Source organism: Cronobacter sp. 153480017-3 (assembly GCF_053627815.1).
The window spans coordinates 478,510-494,985 of sequence record NZ_JBSEYN010000001.1; the positions used below are offsets into that span (position 1 = coordinate 478,510).

Genomic DNA, 16,476 nt, shown 5'->3' on the forward strand with positions numbered 1-16,476 from the left:
GCATGAAGGGTTATAACCTCAATCAACATCAAGGATTTGTTCCTGTTATGGCGATTTCTTCTGTGCGTTTTTGGTCTCTCGCCCCGCTGGCGAGCCTGGTGCTGACCGCCTGCGTCAGCCACGCCCCGCAAGGCCCTGGCAAAAGCCCCGACTCTCCCCAGTGGCGACAGCACCAACAGCAGGTGCAAAATCTCGCGCAGTTCCAGACCCGCGGCGCTTTCGCCTATCTTTCCGACCAGCAGAAAGTCTACGCGCGTTTCTTCTGGCAGCAGACCGGCAAAGAAAACTATCGCCTGCTGCTCACTAATCCGCTTGGCAGCACCGAGCTTGAGCTGAACGCGAAGCCGGGTGCCGTGGAACTGGTGGATAACAAAGGTAAACACTATCAGGCCACGGATGCCGAGGAGATGATCGGCAAACTGACCGGCATGCCGATTCCGCTCAATAGTCTGCGCCAGTGGATTGTCGGCCTGCCGGGCGATGCGACTGACTACGCGCTTGACGATCAGTATCGTTTACGCGAAGTGAATTACACCCAAAACGGCAAAACCTGGAAGGTGGTATACGGCGGTTACGACACCAAAACCCAGCCTGCGATGCCCTCGAACCTGGAGCTGCGCGAAGGCGACCAGCGCATCAAGCTCAAAATGGATAACTGGATTGTTAAATAATGACCCGTTGGCCCTCCCCGGCGAAGCTTAATCTTTTCTTATATATCACGGGCCGTCGTAACGACGGCTATCACAATTTACAGACGCTGTTTCAGTTTCTCGACTATGGCGACACGGTGCTGATAACGCCGCGCATGGACGGCGAGCTTCGGCTGGTGACTCCCGTTGAGGGCGTGGCGCAAGAGGACAATCTCATCATGCGCGCCGCAAGGCTTCTGATGGCGCGCGCTCGTGAAACCGGACGGCTGCCTGAGGGCGCGGGGGCGGATCTGGGCGTGGAGAAGCGTTTACCGATGGGCGGCGGGCTCGGCGGCGGTTCGTCCAACGCCGCGACGGTTCTGGTGGCGCTCAATCATCTCTGGCAGACCGGCTTTAGCGAAGATGAACTGGCGCAACCTGGCGTGCAACTTGGTGCCGACGTGCCGGTGTTCGTGCGAGGCCGTGCGGCCTTCGCCGAAGGGGTTGGCGAACTGCTGACGCCTGCAAGCCCTGCGGAGAAATGGTATCTGGTGGCGCACCCGGGCGTGAGCATTCCCACACCCGTGATTTTCGGGGATCCGGAGCTCACGCGCGATACGCCCGTCCGGTCAATGGAAACGTTGCTGAAATGTGAATTTCACAACGATTGCGAGCATATCGCAAGAAAACGTTTTCGTGAGGTTGATGCCGCGCTTTCCTGGCTGTTAGAATACGCGCCGTCGCGCCTGACCGGCACCGGAGCTTGTGTGTTTGCTGAATTTAACACCGAATCCGAGGCCCGCCGGGTGCTTGAGAAAGCCCCGGAATGGCTGAAGGGTTTTGTTGCGCGAGGCGTCAACCACTCCCCGTTACAGCAAGCCATCGCCGGGCAAACTGAGTCGTGGTGACAACGTCACCTCTGTTCCAGACGTTGCGCCATGCTCTTTAAATACACCGCCTGGATGGCGAACCTGCTTCCTGTCGCGTTTTGCGGCGCCGCCATCCACCACTGGACGCATGCCTGAGGTTCTTCTCGTGCCTGATATGAAGCTTTTTGCTGGTAACGCCACCCCGGAACTAGCACAACGTATTGCCAACCGCCTGTACACTTCCCTCGGCGACGCTGCTGTCGGTCGCTTTAGCGACGGCGAAGTCAGCGTACAAATTAATGAAAATGTACGCGGTGGTGATATTTTCATCATCCAGTCCACTTGTGCCCCCACCAACGACAACCTGATGGAACTGGTTGTCATGGTCGACGCCCTGCGCCGCGCTTCCGCAGGTCGTATTACCGCCGTTATCCCTTATTTTGGTTATGCCCGTCAGGACCGTCGCGTGCGTTCCGCGCGTGTGCCTATCACCGCGAAAGTGGTGGCGGATTTCCTGTCCAGCGTAGGGGTTGACCGCGTTCTCACTGTGGACCTGCACGCAGAACAGATTCAGGGCTTCTTCGATGTGCCGGTAGATAACGTCTTCGGCAGCCCGATTCTGCTGGAAGATATGCTGCAGCAGAACCTGGATAACCCGATTGTGGTTTCTCCGGACATCGGCGGCGTGGTGCGCGCTCGCGCCATCGCAAAACTGCTCAACGATACCGACATGGCTATCATCGACAAACGTCGTCCGCGCGCTAACGTCTCTCAGGTGATGCATATCATTGGTGACGTGGCAGGTCGTGACTGCGTACTGGTAGATGACATGATCGACACCGGCGGCACCCTGTGCAAAGCGGCTGAAGCGCTGAAAGAGCGCGGCGCTAAACGCGTTTTCGCCTACGCCACCCACCCGATTTTCTCCGGCAACGCGCTGAATAATCTGCGCAACTCCGTGATTGATGAAGTGGTCGTCTGCGACACTATCCCGCTGTCTGAAGAGATCAAAGCGCTGCCGAATGTGCGCACGCTGACCCTCTCCGGTATGCTGGCCGAAGCGATTCGTCGTATCAGCAACGAAGAATCTATCTCCGCCATGTTCGAGCATTAATCGGACTGAGCGTAAAAACCCGCCCCGGCGGGTTTTTTTATTCTTTTGTTTTATTTGTATGATTTATGTATTCATCATCGTATATTTTTTTACATGGTGGTGAACGCATGGATGAAATATCGTGAACACCCAATATCTCTCGCAAATCCTTCCTTTCCGTGCGCTGGTGGAAGCCTGCTGGCGTGAAAAATATACCGTCTCACGGCTGAGCCGCGATCTGATTGCTGGTATCACCGTCGGCATTATCGCCATTCCGCTCGCCATGGCGCTGGCTATTGGCAGCGGCGTGCCGCCACAATACGGCCTCTATACTTCCGCCATCGCGGGCATTGTTATCGCGCTGAGCGGCGGTTCGCGCTACAGCGTCTCGGGGCCGACCGCCGCGTTTGTGGTCATTCTCTACCCTGTCGCGCAGCAATTTGGGCTTTCCGGGCTGCTGGTGGCGACGCTGCTCTCGGGTATCTTTTTAATTCTGTTCGGTCTGGCGCGTTTCGGGCGACTGATTGAGTATATTCCGCTGCCGGTCACGCTGGGCTTTACCTCCGGCATCGGCATTACCATCGCGACCATGCAGATCAAAGATTTCTTTGGCCTCGACATCGCGCATATGCCGGAACATTACCTGCCGAAAGTGGCCGCGCTGGCGGTGGCGCTGCCTGGGCTGAATCCTGGCGATGCGGCGATTGGTATCGTCACGCTGGGTGTGCTGGTGTTCTGGCCGCGTCTCGGCATCCGCCTGCCGGGGCATTTACCGGCGCTGCTGGCGGGCTGCGCGGTGATGGGCGTCGTTCATCTGCTGGGCGGCGATGTCGCAACCATTGGTTCGCGCTTTCACTACCTGCTGGCAGACGGCACCCAGGGCAGCGGTATTCCGCCGCTCCTGCCACAACTGGTGCTGCCGTGGGATCTGCCGGGGTCGTCATTTACGTTAAGTCTGGATTCGCTGCGCGCGCTGCTGCCCGCCGCGTTTTCTATGGCGGTGCTGGGCGCTATCGAATCCCTGCTGTGTGCGGTCGTGCTGGACGGCATGACCGGTACGCGCCATAACGCCAACAGTGAGCTAATCGGCCAGGGGCTTGGTAATCTGGTCGCGCCGTTCTTTGGCGGCATCACCGCCACCGCCGCGATAGCCCGTTCGGCGGCCAACGTCCGCGCGGGTGCTACTTCGCCTGTCGCCGCGGTGTTCCATGCGCTACTGGTGCTGTTAGCGCTGCTGGCGCTCGCCCCGCTGCTCTCCTGGCTTCCGCTCTCGGCGATGGCCGCCCTGCTGCTGATGGTGGCGTGGAATATGAGCGAAGCGCATAAGGTGATTGGCCTGCTGCGCCGCGCGCCGAAGGATGACATCGTCGTGATGCTTATCTGCATGTCGCTGACGGTGCTGTTTGATATGGTGATAGCCATCAGCGTCGGCGTGGTGCTGGCCTCGCTACTGTTTATGCGCCGGGTGGCGCGCATGACGCGGCTCGCGCCGCTGAATGTTTCCGTACCAGAGGATGTCCTGGCCGTGCGGGTGACCGGGCCGCTGTTCTTCGCCGCGGCCGAAGGCGTCTTTACGCCGCTGCTGGCGCAGGCGGCAGGCAAACGCGTTATCGTGATGCAATGGGACGCGGTGCCGGTGCTGGACGCGGGTGGCCTGGATGCCCTGCAACGCTTTATTGAACGCCTGCCGGATGGCTGCGAGCTGCGTATCTGTCATCTCGAATTCCAGCCGCTGCGCACGCTGGCGCGCGCAGGCGTTCAGCCCATCCCTGGGCGTCTTGCTTTCTTCCCGGGGAGCGACGCAGCCTTAGCCGCGCCGTGAATCAACGTGCAGGCGCAGCCCCCTGCGCCTGCATCAACGCGCCGAATGCCTGTTGCAGCCAGGCGAGCGTTTCCGGCGTCATCCAGGTGCCTTTAGAAAGATGCGGTTCGCGCATCATCGCCTCCCGAAATTTCTGCTGCGTCTGCGGGTTATCGCCAGCGAACGAAGAAAACAGGGTCAGCCAGTGCGCCGCAATTTCGCGCGCTTCTTCGCTTTGCGGGGAGAGCTGCGCGTCCACTGCCGCATGAAGTTTCGCCACCAGCGGCGGCCACTCCATCATGCGATCAAAATAGTGCTCACGGGTGAACGCGTACTCTTCGGGCGTCAGATAACGCTCGTAGATAGCAAGCTTGCTTTCGGCAAAGGCATGCGTGATCCAGTCGACTATCTCCGGTGTAATACCAGTTTTATCGCGCATCGCAGGCTCGGCGGCATGCATGTCGTTGAGGCGAGTCAGGAACGCAGGGTTGCCCGCGGTATCCCGCTCCAGCGTTTCCATCCAGCGCGTGGCGAGCGCCTGCGCAGCCGGACTGCTGACCGGTACGCCCTGAGAAACCGCTGCCTTAACCTCATTCACCAGCGCCGCCCACTGCGCTTCGCGCTCGGCGTTTTCCTGCGCAAACGGCAGCTGTTTCAGTTCGTCGTGCGAAAACCATTTCTCATACATCGTCATTAACTCCAGTGTTTTCAGCCATTCCTGAAGATCCGGCTCACAACCGGCCAGAAGCCCGTCACGCAGCACCACCAGCCGGTCGCGCAGTATCGCGGTACGCGTAAGCTGTGCATTCAGCTGGGTGATTTGCGTGTCAATGACTTCCGGCAGCGTCATGCTGCCGCTCTCCAGACACTCCCGCACCTGCGCCAGACTCAACCCCATTCGCGTCAGTGCCTGAATATGATGCAGGCGCTGAATATCATCGCGGTTATAGAGACGGTAACCGGCGGCCGTGCGGCCGGAGGGAATGAGCAGACCGAGGCTTTCGTAGTGATGCAGCGTGCGGACCGTCAGCCCGGCGCGCTTTGCGAGTTCACCAACCTGTAGCAACATAACGCCTCTCCTCTTCCCTTTCGAAGCCCACTGTGAGCCCTGACGTAACGTAAGGGTCAAGAGCGTATCATAAAAAAAGCTCCCGACCGGCGGGAGCTTTTACAGCGTTTACGTATTAACGAGAGTAATCATTATGAACTGGAGTGATGGTTGCGCTTGCAGCGTTTGTCATAATGGCGCACCCACCAGTAACGATCGCACACTTGTTCATGACCACCAACGCGGGCGCCTGCCAGCCATAACACGGCCCCGACGAAGATACTTAATACCGCGCCATGCGCGAAAAACTGCGGCAGGTTTAGCTGCGGCAGCTGGTTGAGAATGGAGTAACCGACCCCGCCAACCATGACCACTAACCCCAGCCCCATCAAGAAATTGCCGAGCAACGACGCGTTTTTGCGTTTCATAGTCACCTCCGGAAGAATGGGCGGGAAAGTATCCCTGTTATTTATGTGTAAAGTATAGGCAACGCTTATAAATGCGGGTTGCGCCGGGGATCACAATTATGAACTTTCTCTGGACGAAACTTTACAAATAAGCCAATGAATTACATGAAAATCTAATTATTCATGATTGTGATTATTGATTTCCATTCATCGGTGCGACGCGGTTTTGTGATCTGCGCGACAGCACAGTAAACTACGCCGCAAACAGAGGTTTTCAGGAACAGTAACGTGACGATTAAACTGATAGTCGGGCTTGCGAACCCCGGCGCGGAATATGCCGCCACCCGTCATAACGCGGGCGCATGGTATGTGGATCTGCTGGCGGATCGCTTTCGCGCCCCGCTGAAAGAAGAGGCTAAATTTTTCGGCTATACCTCACGCATCAACGTGAACGGCAACGATGTGCGCCTGCTGGTGCCGACCACTTTTATGAACCTGAGCGGCAAAGCCGTGGCGGCGATGGCCACGTTTTACCGTATCGCGCCGGATGAAATTCTGGTGGCGCACGATGAACTCGATCTGCCGCCAGGCGTGGCGAAGTTCAAATTAGGCGGCGGTCATGGCGGTCATAACGGCCTGAAAGACATCATCAGCAAGCTGGGGAATAACCCTAATTTTCACCGCTTACGGCTGGGCATTGGTCATCCGGGCGATAAAAACAAAGTTGTCGGCTTTGTGCTTGGCAAACCGCCAGTGAGCGAGCAAAAGCTGATTGACGAGGCCGTGGACGAAGCGGCACGCTGCACCGAAATCTGGCTGCAGGACGGCTTAACCAAAGCCACTAACCGTCTGCACAGTTTTAAAGCGCAATAAACCGCGCGCCGGCGCGGCATAAGGGCGATTTCTCCCCCGTTGCGCGCCCGTTACGTGTATAATAGCCAAATAACACCATTTCTCATCATCGGGTTAATTTTAACCCTCTGATAAACAAGCAATTAAGGTAATGTAAACCATGGGATTCAAATGCGGTATCGTCGGCTTGCCGAACGTCGGTAAATCCACTCTGTTCAATGCGCTGACCAAAGCAGGTATTGAGGCGGCGAACTTCCCGTTCTGTACCATTGAGCCGAACACCGGCGTCGTGCCTATGCCCGATCCGCGTCTGGACAAAATCGCCGAGATCGTGAAGCCGCAACGTATTCTGCCGACCACGATGGAATTTGTGGATATCGCCGGTCTGGTGAAGGGCGCGTCCAAAGGCGAAGGTCTGGGCAACCAGTTCCTGACCAACATCCGCGAAACCGAAGCTATCGGCCACGTGGTGCGCTGCTTTGAAAACGACAACATCATCCACGTCGCGGGCAAAGTAAATCCGGCGGAAGATATTGATACCATCAATACCGAGCTGGCGCTTTCTGACCTCGATACCTGCGAGCGTGCGATTCATCGTATCTCCAAGAAAGCCAAAGGCGGCGATAAAGACGCCAAAGCCGAGCTGGCCGTACTGGAAAAATGCCTGCCGCAGCTTGAGAACGCCGGTATGCTGCGCGCGCTGGATCTGAGCAAAGAAGAGAAAGATCTCATCAAATACCTGAGCTTCCTGACGCTCAAGCCGACCATGTACATCGCGAACGTCAACGAAGACGGTTTCGAGAACAACCCGTTCCTGGATCAGGTGCGTGAAATCGCCGCGAAAGAAGGCTCTGTGGTTGTGCCGGTGTGCGCCGCCGTGGAAGCGGATATCGCTGAGCTTGACGATGAAGAGCGCGATGAGTTTATGCAGGAGCTGGGCCTCGAAGAGCCGGGTCTGAACCGCGTGATCCGCGCCGGTTACGCGCTGCTGAACCTGCAGACGTATTTCACCGCTGGCGTGAAAGAAGTGCGCGCCTGGACCATTCCTGTCGGTGCCACCGCCCCGCAGGCGGCGGGTAAAATCCACACCGATTTCGAAAAAGGCTTTATCCGCGCGCAAACCATCGCTTATGACGATTTCATCGCTTACAAAGGCGAACAGGGCGCGAAAGAAGCCGGTAAAATGCGTGCCGAAGGCAAAGATTACATCGTCAAAGATGGCGATATCATGAACTTCCTGTTCAACGTCTGACCATTTCTTTTCGCGTGTGGGATGGTTTTTCATCTCATAAAGCTGACTGAGAATGTAAAATCCACGCTCTGGCGTGGATTTTTCTTTTCGTCCTGAATACCCGTTTTAAGCGCGTCGTATCTTTAGCGGATAACGCCGCGGTTAACAGATTGATGACTAAAGGGACAGGGTAAGTGTTTACACTGCCGGTCCTGGACCTAAGCGCCGAGGAGGCAACATGATGAAAGAAGGCCCGCTGACCGAGAAAGAGCTGGAATGGCTTGACGAGATGCTGGAAAAGTATGGCAGCGAGGATTCGATTGTCGATGTCGCTGAGCTCGATGGCCTGCTGACCGCCGTGCTTTCCGGCCCAAAAACGATTGAGCCGAGCCAATGGCTGGTCGCGCTGTGGGGCGGTCAAAACCGCATTCCCCGCTGGAGCAACGAGCGTGAGATGAACCGCTTTATGGATCTGTGCTTCCAGCATATGAACGATATCGCCGATCGTCTCGCGGAATTCCCCGATCAGTTCGATCCGCTGTTTGGCATGCGCGAGACCGAAGGCCAGGAATTTACCGTGGTGGAAGAGTGGTGCTTTGGCTATCTGCGCGGCGTGGCACTCGGCGACTGGTCATCACTGCCGGAATCGCTGCAGCCCGCGCTGGACGCCATCGCCCTGCACGGCAAGGAAGAGAACTTCCCACAGCTGGAATCGCTCTCCCAGGAAGCACTCGAAGCGAGTTTCGCTGCTATCCGCCCCGCCGCGCTGGCGCTGCATGATTACTGGATAGCCCAGCCGGAAGCGGTGCCTGAGCCGCAGCAGCCGGTGGTGGCCGAACAAAAGCCTGGGCGAAACGATCCCTGCTTTTGCGGCAGCGGTAAAAAGTATAAGCACTGCTGCCTGCACTAAACACGATGCGCCTGCGGGCGCATTTTTTTGGCGGCGGCAGGACAGAAAGCCGGGACAAAATATCACCGGAACGTGTTCATCAATACGTAAACGACAGTTTATCCCTCGCCGCCTTCCCTGTTTTTCTGCAAATTATCGCTTCCCACTCCGCCAATAAAGGGCAGCCTGAGTTTAAGTGGCGAGAGATCCAGTCCCATATTCAGCCCCAGAATGTTAATTTCAAGCCCCTCTTCCGCGCCCAGCGTAAATCCCGCCACGCCCAAAACAGAGACCTGAACGCCGCGTCCTGACGGCGGTAAGCCAACGAAATGGCGCAGCGAGCGAAAATCTTTGCCGATAGCATTGGCGGGCATATCCAGCTTCAGCGCAGGAACTTCCCGCCCGATATGGGCGATGAACGTGTTGCTGTTTGGGCCAGGCCAGACGCGATAAGTCTCTGGCCACGGCCAGGAGGCGATAGCCGCTTCAATTTGAGGGATCATGGCTTCGGCTTCCTTGCCACGATGCTCAACCAGCAGGCGGGGTTTCGAGCCATACCAGTAACCGTCCGGCACGTTTTGGTTGCGCCGCACTTTCTTACCTGCGCCCCAGCTAATCACTTCATAGCGGGTGTAATGGGTTTCTCCGGCGCGCTTATAGATTATCCAGGGATGGACCGCGACCACGCCTTTCCAGCCCCATGTCGGCGCGGCGTAAACCTGCACCAATGCCAGCCGGGCGTTTTTTCTCGGATCCGGTGCGAGCCCCGCGGAGTCGCTGCGGGCAGCCCACCAGCCACGCTGCGAAAGTGGCTCATGGTGATACATCTTCTGGCCGACGCTCGCGGCAAGTGACAGCAGAGTGATACAAAGAAAACTCAGTAACAGCATTTTAATCAGGAACATGCGGGGCCAGGTGTGGTTAAAAATAGATCACAATGACACCATCCTAACGCTGTATTTATATCCAGCAAAGTTCGTTTTGTGCTACGAATATCGCGACATGCCTCGAACAGGCATGTCATGCGCTTTTGAGAAAGCCAGCGTTATGCTCACCACTTGCGGCTTATCTCTTCTCTACCATTCCGACAATCGCATCGCGTAATTCTGCTTTTGCCTGTGCGGCATCAATCGCGCCCATCGTGACGGCCCAGGAAAGCCCTTCGGCAGCGCCAAACATCGCCCACAGCGCGGCGTCACGCAGGGCGTTATCCGAACGCAGCGGCGCAAACAGCGTGCGGCATTTACTGATGAATTCCACCGCGTAATCCTGACGCAGCTTTTCAAGCTCCGGCGTGCCGGTGAGCGCCGCCATCACATTTGGCATTTCACGCCCCTGCAACAGCACGCATTCGATATACGCATCGGCGATCACCGCTGCCAGCGGCAACAGTTCAGGTTGAGCGCGTGCGATCGCCTCATCCATTTTGCGGTTCTGGCGCACTTCATATTCGTGGTAAAGCGCCGCCAGCAGGCCGGAGCGGCTGGTGAAATGATCGTAGACCACCGGCTTTGTGACGCCCGCCCGTTCCGCGAGCCTGCCAAGCGTCAGCGCCTCGGTGCCCTTTTCACGAATAATCTGCCAGGCCATTTCAATAAGCTGGGTGTGGCGCGCATCGCGGCTTAGCCGCTGGCGCGTGCGAATTTCAGACACGGCGTTTCTCCTTGACAGAATTACCTACTAAAAGTAACTTACCAATGGTAGGTTACTTTTAGTATATCAGATTACGTCTGTCGTCACCCGATGGCAACGCAGGAGGAGTGAATATGCACGCATTAATCGTCGTTTCCCATCCGTTAGCGTCATCTCTGACCCACCGCGTCGCGCACGCGCTGGCCGAAGGCATTACCCGTGACGGTAGCGGTCATACCGCCGACATTGCCGATCTCACACGCGAAGGCTTCGACCCGGTCTTTAACGAGCACGATTACGCCGCGTTTATGAAAACTGCACCGGTGCCGCCAGACGTCGCCCGCGAGCAGGCGCGTATCAATCACGCCGACGCGCTGGTACTGGTGTTTCCGGTGTACTGGTGGTCGATGCCGGGGCTGTTGAAAGGCTGGATCGATCGCGTTTTTTCAAACGGCTGGGCGTATGAAGAAAGCCCGGAAGGGAAAGTAGTCAAAAAACTGGGGCATCTGCCGGTGCATCTGGTGAGTATCGGCGGCGCGGACAGAAAAACGTTCGATAAACACGGTTATCACCAGGCCTGGGACACGCAAATCGCCCACGGGATTTTCGATTACTGCGGCGCGCCGGTTATCACCAACGAAACGCTGTTTCTGCCGGATCTCAGTACGCCTGACGACGCCCTGGAATGCGCACGCGTGCTGGGCGCGAAAATATTTACCACGTCAGCATAAGCGCGTCAGCCAGAGAAGGGGTTACAGAGAGATAACGGGAATAAACGCGGAGGAAACAGCCATCCGGCGCGTCTCTCTTATCCGCTAAACCCCGCAAATAACCGCAGGTGAAAAGCGAATCAAGACGCAGCCGGACGCTCACGGTGCGCCGGGCCGTCAGGCCGCGGCGCCGTTGGTCTGTGCGGCGAGGTGCGCGGCCCACAGGCTTGCCACCCATTTCACGCCGCGCGCGGTAAAACGCGGTTGGGCGAAGGTGTGCAGGTTTTCGCCCACACCGGAGCGCAGCGTAAAGTAACCCGCCTGCAGGTGGTGGTGCTGCGGCACCAGCGTACCGTTGGCGCGCTGCATAATGTTGCGCTCCAGCAGAAACTGGCGGAATTCCGGCTCCTTCACCTTCAGCATTTTGCACAGCTGGCGAAAGCCAAGCGACTCGTCGACCTGCACGAAACGATCGAAGAACTCGGCTTTAGGGGCGAAGAGAGCCAGCTGCTGCTCCGCCCGCTGACGCTTTTCATACTGCTCGGCCCAGGCGCGCGCGGCGGCGGCCGGGTTGGTAAAGTCCGGCAGGCTGGCGTTACGTTCGCGTTCCTGCCAGCGATCGAGCATTTCGGCGGTAAAGGCGGGCGAAATGCGCGCCACCGTCAGCAGCGAGTCGCGTTTATTCAGTAAGAACTCCTGACGCATCTCCCCTTCCCGTTCGTACAGATTAATGCCGATAGGCTGGGACAGGCGCTGCGCCGTTTCCAGGCTTTTAATCATGCGCTTCACTTCACTGTGGGCAATCCCTGTTAACGTCGCGATTTCACGGCTGCTCATTGTGACCGATTGATCCTGAGCATTAAGATTTTCCAGCGGAATCATCATAGGTTTCACCACTCATTCACTAACTCAATTACAACAACACCTGGTGCTTTGTAGAAATAGTATACAGGTACCTGTTTAAATATCCAGTAGATTTTTTAATCGGTTTTACTTAAGTTGCAGGCGAGACGCGGCCTGCGATGAGTGGTCCGCTATGTGATTAAAAATCAATCCCTTTTCGCTGCCTCCTGCGCTATCTGCCCACCGCGCTCATAAAAAAAGCCCGCGCAGGCGGGCTTTTCAAAAGGTTAAAAACAAGGTTATTCAAGCCCGGCGCGAGCCAGACCAAACGCCGCGTCCTGGCTGCCGGGTGCCATTTGCGACACCAGTTGGAGACGGTTCCAGCTATTGATGATGGCAACGGCAAACGCGATCTCTGCAATTTCCGTTTCAGAGAAATGCTCACGCGCCTGTTGATAGATCGCATCGCTGATCCCTTCTTCTCTGATATGCGTTATCGCTTCCGTTAAGGTCAGCGCCGCTTTCTCCTTCGCGCTGAACAGCGGCGATTCGCGCCATACCGGCAGATGGTACAGGCGCAGTTCACGCTCGCCCGCCATCTTTGCTTCCTTCGCGTGCATATCGACGCAAAACGCGCAGCCGTTGAGCTGCGAAGCGCGCATGTCGATCAGTTGTTTAAGCGTTGGCGTCAGGCTGCTTTTTTTCAGCGCCGCGCTGGCGTTCATCAGAGTGTTAACCAGCGCCGGAATGGTCTGATAATGGTTCACGCGCGTACTCATGGAAACTCCTTACATCACAAGAGAAATCACCCCGCGCGGTGCGGAGCGTGTCAAATTCTTCTCGTCTATCATACGGTGCCATGACATAGTCAAAAGGGTCATAAAACGTGAAATAAGGCAGGACATGAAACCGGGTTATCGTGAAATTTATCAGCGCTATCGCCAGAATATCCACGCCGGGCTTCTGAAGCCCGGCGACCGGGTACCGTCCATCCGCGTGCTGGCGCAGGAACTCCAGGTGGCGAAGAAAACGGTGGAGGCGGCCTACGCGGTGCTGGTGGGTGAAGGGTATCTGGTGAGCCGCGGCCCGCAGGGTACGCTGGTGAATCCGGCGCTCACGGTGCCGCCGCGCGTGGCAGAGCCAGCGCCTGTCCGCCCGGGCGATAACAACGATCTGCTGGCGCTTAACGAGCACGAAGGGTTTCTGCGCCCCGGTCTGCCGTCGCTGGATCAGTTTCCTTATAAAAAGTGGCTGCTCCTGAGCGCAAGAGCGACGCGCGCCATGCGCCCCAAAGAGATGGTGAACCCGCCAGTTGCAGGCTACGCGCCGCTGCGCGCGGCGATCGCAAGCTATCTGACGCTGTCACGCGGCGTGACGTGTACCGCTGACGATGTTTTTATCACCAATGGCTATCGCGGCAATCTGCTGCTCACCGTCCAGGCATTGCTCGGCGCGGGTGAGAGCGTGGCAATGGAAGATCCTGCCTATTTTCTCGGTCAGCGGCTGCTGAAAACGCTCACGCCGAATCTGCACGCCATACCGGTGGATAACGAAGGCATAGATGTGGACTACCTGCAACATCACCACCCGGACGCCCGGCTCGCGTTTGTCACGCCGACACACCACAGCCCGCTTGGCGTGTCGCTGTCGCTGCCGCGAAAACAGCAATTGCTGGCGTGGGCGTCCCGCCAAAACGCATGGATTGTGGAAGATGATTATGACGGCGAGTTTCACTTCACCCGCAACGTGCTGCCATCGCTTAAAAGCCTGGACACCGATGACCGGGTCGTTTACTTCGGCACCTTCAGTAAAACGATTATGCCGTCGGTGCGTATCGGTTATCTGGTGATGCCGCGCGCGGCGCGCCACGCCTTTCTTGAACACGGCGTGCTGCTGACAGGCGGGCAGCCGCTGCTGATACAGAAGATCCTCGCCGCGTTTCTGACTGGCGGCGAGTTTTACACTCATCTGCGGAAAATGCGCGCGCTCTACCAGCAGCGGCGCACGATGGCTATCGCGGCGCTGCACGCGGTTTACCCCGACGTGTTCGAAACGCCGCTGGAAGATGGCGGGATGCACGTGGTGGCGTATCTGAAAACCGCAACCTGCGATGAGGCGCTTGCCCGCTTCTGGCACCAGCACCAGTTGCAGGTCAGCGCGCTGTCGCCCTGGTACCGGCGGCCCGACAAGCGCTACGGCCTGATTATCGGCTACGCCAATCTTCGCTCGGCAGAAGAGGCCGTTGCCCTGCTGGCCCGCGCGCAACCGGCGACGCTGGCGCTGCTTAATGGATGACGTAAACGGCAGCTTAACCGAACGCGAAAAACAGAAATTTCCCGTTTACGTGCGCTCGAAACGGGAATATTCGTCTAAGGTTTTCATATGGTTGATTCGCAGTGGTGTGCGCTGCGCCCCTTAAGGAGAATTCATTGATGTCACAACCCGTCACGCGCCGTCCCCGGACGCTGTTTTTCGCCATTCAGGTCGCCCTTAGCGGCGCGCTGCTGGCGTTCTCCACCCTGCCCGCCAGCGCAGAAGAGCCGTCTGGCGCAGAGCGCCCCGCGCCGCAATCACCGGACCAGCTTCTCGGCCCGCTGTTTACGGATGTACAGAGCGCCAAACTGTTCCCCGATCAGAAAACGTTCGCCGACGCGGTGCCGAACAGCGATCCTTTGATGATCCTGGCCGATTACCGCATGCAGCGTAACCAGTCGGGCTTTGACCTGCGCCATTTCGTTGAGCTGAACTTTACCCTGCCGCAAAAAGGCGAAGCCTATGTTCCGCCAGCCGGACAAAGCCTGCGCGAGCATATCGACGGCCTGTGGCCGGTGCTGACGCGCTCGACCGATTCCGCCAGCAAATGGGATTCTCTGCTGCCGCTGCCGAAGCCTTACGTGGTACCGGGTGGGCGTTTCCGCGAGGTCTATTACTGGGACACCTACTTCACCATGCTGGGGCTCGCGGAGAGCAACCACTGGGATAAAGTGCAGGATATGGTCGATAACTTCGCCCATGAAATCGACGCCTGGGGCCATATTCCGAACGGCAACCGCAGCTACTATTTAAGCCGCTCTCAGCCGCCCTTCTTCGCGTTTATGGTTGAACTGCTGGCGAGCCATGAAGGCGGCGACGAGACGCTGAAGAAATATCTGCCGCAGTTGCAGAAAGAGTACGCCTACTGGATGGAAGGCAGCGAAAATCTGGCACCGGGCGATGCCCACGAGCGCGTGGTGAAACTGAAAGATGGCGCAGTGCTGAACCGCTACTGGGACGATCGCGACGCGCCGCGTACCGAATCCTGGCTTGATGACGTAACCACCGCCAAAAATAACCCGGATCGCCCGGCAACTGACATCTACCGCGATCTGCGCGCGGGCGCGGCGTCCGGCTGGGATTTCAGCTCGCGCTGGATGGATAATCCGCAGCAGCTTGGCTCTATCCGCACCACCAGTATCGTGCCTGTCGATCTCAACGCCCTGCTGTTCCAGATGGAAAAAACCCTCGCGCGCGCCAGCAAAGCCGCAGGCGACAGCGCGGGTGCCGCCCGCTATGAATCGCTCGCCAGCCAGCGTCAGCAGGCGATCGAAACCCATCTGTGGAATGCGAAACATGGCTGGTACGCGGATTACGATCTGAAAACCAACAAGGTGCGCGATCAGCTGACCGCCGCCGCGCTGTTCCCGCTGTATGTCAAAGCGGCCGCGCAGGATCGCGCCGAGAAAGTGGCGGCGGCAACGCGTGCGCAACTGCTGAAACCGGGCGGTATTGTGACCACGACGGTCAAAACCGGCCAGCAGTGGGATGCGCCAAACGGCTGGGCACCGCTGCAGTGGGTGGCGACCGAAGGTCTGATGAATTACGGGCAGAAAGATCTGGCGATGGACGTCACCTGGCGATTCCTGACCAACGTTCAGCACACCTACAACCGCGAGCAGAAACTGGTGGAGAAATATGACGTTTCTTCGACCGGTACGGGCGGCGGCGGTGGTGAATACCCGCTTCAGGACGGCTTTGGCTGGACCAACGGCGTGACGCTGAAAATGCTCGACCTGCTGTGCGGCACCGAAAAACCGTGTGACGATGTGCCGCAGACCCGTCCAGGCAGCGTTCCTGCGCCGCAGCCGAAGCAGGAAGGCAAAATGCTGAGCCAACCGGCACAATCCTCTGCGCCAGCAAAAGCCGAAACGTCAGCACCAGCGAAAACAGAAGCACCGGCGCCGGCGCAAACGGAAACGTCTGCCCCGGCAACAACGCAAACGCCAGCCCCGGCGAAAACCGACACCGCTGCGCCCGCGAGCAATAGCGCGCCTGCTGAAAACGCACCGGCCGCGCCGAACAGCAACGCGCAGGATAACGCCGCTGCGCAACCCGCGCCGGCACAGTAATTCACACGCGCTACACCACTGCCCTCTGCGGAGGGCAGTTTTTTTTGCTTTCCTGCGCCCGATATATTTTCCCCGCCAATTCTGTTA

At 57.9% G+C, this 16,476-nt stretch carries 16 protein-coding genes; 10 read left to right on the forward strand and 6 right to left on the reverse strand.

Annotated features, from left to right (window positions below; translation table 11 throughout):
* Positions 1 to 47 precede the first annotated feature (47 nt).
* From lolB to dauA, 4 genes are all read left to right on the forward strand, one after another.
* Positions 48 to 671, forward strand: a complete 624-nt coding sequence (lolB, locus tag ACUW6V_RS02320; protein WP_104673055.1) for a lipoprotein insertase outer membrane protein LolB — start codon at positions 48 to 50, stop codon at positions 669 to 671.
* The gene (ispE, locus tag ACUW6V_RS02325) at positions 668 to 1,537 is read left to right on the forward strand and encodes a 4-(cytidine 5'-diphospho)-2-C-methyl-D-erythritol kinase (protein WP_104677017.1); all 870 of its coding nucleotides are present in this window, start codon (positions 668 to 670) and stop codon (positions 1,535 to 1,537) included. Before lolB ends, ispE begins: the two co-directional genes overlap by 4 nt.
* A 127-nt stretch (positions 1,538 to 1,664) precedes the next feature.
* Positions 1,665 to 2,612 carry a ribose-phosphate diphosphokinase gene (prs, locus tag ACUW6V_RS02330; protein WP_004386060.1) on the forward strand — a complete coding sequence of 316 codons (948 nt, stop codon included), beginning with the start codon at positions 1,665 to 1,667 and terminating at the stop codon, positions 2,610 to 2,612.
* A 121-nt stretch (positions 2,613 to 2,733) separates the two neighbouring features.
* Positions 2,734 to 4,413: a C4-dicarboxylic acid transporter DauA gene (gene dauA, locus ACUW6V_RS02335; protein ID WP_085662607.1), complete on the forward strand. Its 1,680-nt coding sequence runs from the start codon at positions 2,734 to 2,736 to the stop codon at positions 4,411 to 4,413.
* Between the two features lies 1 nt (position 4,414).
* Here the strand turns inward: dauA and ACUW6V_RS02340 are convergent, their stop codons facing one another.
* Both ACUW6V_RS02340 and ychH read right to left on the reverse strand, forming a co-directional pair.
* Positions 4,415 to 5,461, reverse strand: coding sequence for a MerR family transcriptional regulator (locus ACUW6V_RS02340; RefSeq protein WP_080320648.1), 1,047 nt, complete (start codon positions 5,459 to 5,461; stop codon positions 4,415 to 4,417).
* 131 nt (positions 5,462 to 5,592) lie between these two features.
* On the reverse strand, positions 5,593 to 5,868 hold the full coding sequence (ychH, locus tag ACUW6V_RS02345) for a stress-induced protein YchH (protein WP_007850694.1): 276 nt from the start codon (positions 5,866 to 5,868) through the stop codon (positions 5,593 to 5,595).
* A gap of 267 nt (positions 5,869 to 6,135) precedes the next feature.
* On the opposite strand from ychH, the gene pth reads away from it, so the two are divergent.
* From pth to ACUW6V_RS02360, 3 genes are all read left to right on the forward strand, one after another.
* Positions 6,136 to 6,720 (forward strand): aminoacyl-tRNA hydrolase, encoded by a 585-nt coding sequence (gene pth, locus ACUW6V_RS02350; RefSeq protein WP_004387867.1) that lies wholly within the window; start codon positions 6,136 to 6,138, stop codon positions 6,718 to 6,720.
* A gap of 139 nt (positions 6,721 to 6,859) precedes the next feature.
* Positions 6,860 to 7,951 carry a redox-regulated ATPase YchF gene (gene ychF, locus ACUW6V_RS02355; RefSeq protein ID WP_004387866.1) on the forward strand — a complete coding sequence of 364 codons (1,092 nt, stop codon included), beginning with the start codon at positions 6,860 to 6,862 and terminating at the stop codon, positions 7,949 to 7,951.
* Between the two features lie 220 nt (positions 7,952 to 8,171).
* Complete coding sequence (locus tag ACUW6V_RS02360) at positions 8,172 to 8,840, forward strand: YecA/YgfB family protein (RefSeq protein WP_104673248.1); 669 nt, start codon at positions 8,172 to 8,174, stop codon at positions 8,838 to 8,840.
* A 98-nt stretch (positions 8,841 to 8,938) separates the two neighbouring features.
* Here the strand turns inward: ACUW6V_RS02360 and ACUW6V_RS02365 are convergent, their stop codons facing one another.
* Both ACUW6V_RS02365 and ACUW6V_RS02370 read right to left on the reverse strand, forming a co-directional pair.
* Complete coding sequence (locus ACUW6V_RS02365; protein WP_454037943.1) at positions 8,939 to 9,724, reverse strand: DUF3750 domain-containing protein; 786 nt, start codon at positions 9,722 to 9,724, stop codon at positions 8,939 to 8,941.
* Between the two features lie 160 nt (positions 9,725 to 9,884).
* Positions 9,885 to 10,472 carry a TetR/AcrR family transcriptional regulator gene (locus tag ACUW6V_RS02370; RefSeq protein WP_454037944.1) on the reverse strand — a complete coding sequence of 196 codons (588 nt, stop codon included), beginning with the start codon at positions 10,470 to 10,472 and terminating at the stop codon, positions 9,885 to 9,887.
* Between the two features lie 113 nt (positions 10,473 to 10,585).
* Between ACUW6V_RS02370 and ACUW6V_RS02375 the strand changes: the two genes are divergently transcribed.
* Positions 10,586 to 11,182 (forward strand): NAD(P)H-dependent oxidoreductase, encoded by a 597-nt coding sequence (locus tag ACUW6V_RS02375; protein WP_454037945.1) that lies wholly within the window; start codon positions 10,586 to 10,588, stop codon positions 11,180 to 11,182.
* A gap of 156 nt (positions 11,183 to 11,338) precedes the next feature.
* Here the strand turns inward: ACUW6V_RS02375 and ACUW6V_RS02380 are convergent, their stop codons facing one another.
* Positions 11,339 to 12,046, reverse strand: coding sequence for a phage antirepressor KilAC domain-containing protein (locus ACUW6V_RS02380; RefSeq protein WP_004387862.1), 708 nt, complete (start codon positions 12,044 to 12,046; stop codon positions 11,339 to 11,341).
* A gap of 257 nt (positions 12,047 to 12,303) precedes the next feature.
* On the reverse strand, positions 12,304 to 12,783 hold the full coding sequence (locus tag ACUW6V_RS02385) for a carboxymuconolactone decarboxylase family protein (RefSeq protein ID WP_104671822.1): 480 nt from the start codon (positions 12,781 to 12,783) through the stop codon (positions 12,304 to 12,306).
* Between the two features lie 124 nt (positions 12,784 to 12,907).
* Between ACUW6V_RS02385 and pdxR the strand changes: the two genes are divergently transcribed.
* Positions 12,908 to 14,299: a MocR-like pyridoxine biosynthesis transcription factor PdxR gene (gene pdxR, locus ACUW6V_RS02390; RefSeq protein ID WP_454037946.1), complete on the forward strand. Its 1,392-nt coding sequence runs from the start codon at positions 12,908 to 12,910 to the stop codon at positions 14,297 to 14,299.
* 137 nt (positions 14,300 to 14,436) lie between these two features.
* On the forward strand, positions 14,437 to 16,389 hold the full coding sequence (gene treA / locus ACUW6V_RS02395; RefSeq protein WP_454037947.1) for an alpha,alpha-trehalase TreA: 1,953 nt from the start codon (positions 14,437 to 14,439) through the stop codon (positions 16,387 to 16,389).
* Positions 16,390 to 16,476 lie beyond the last annotated feature (87 nt).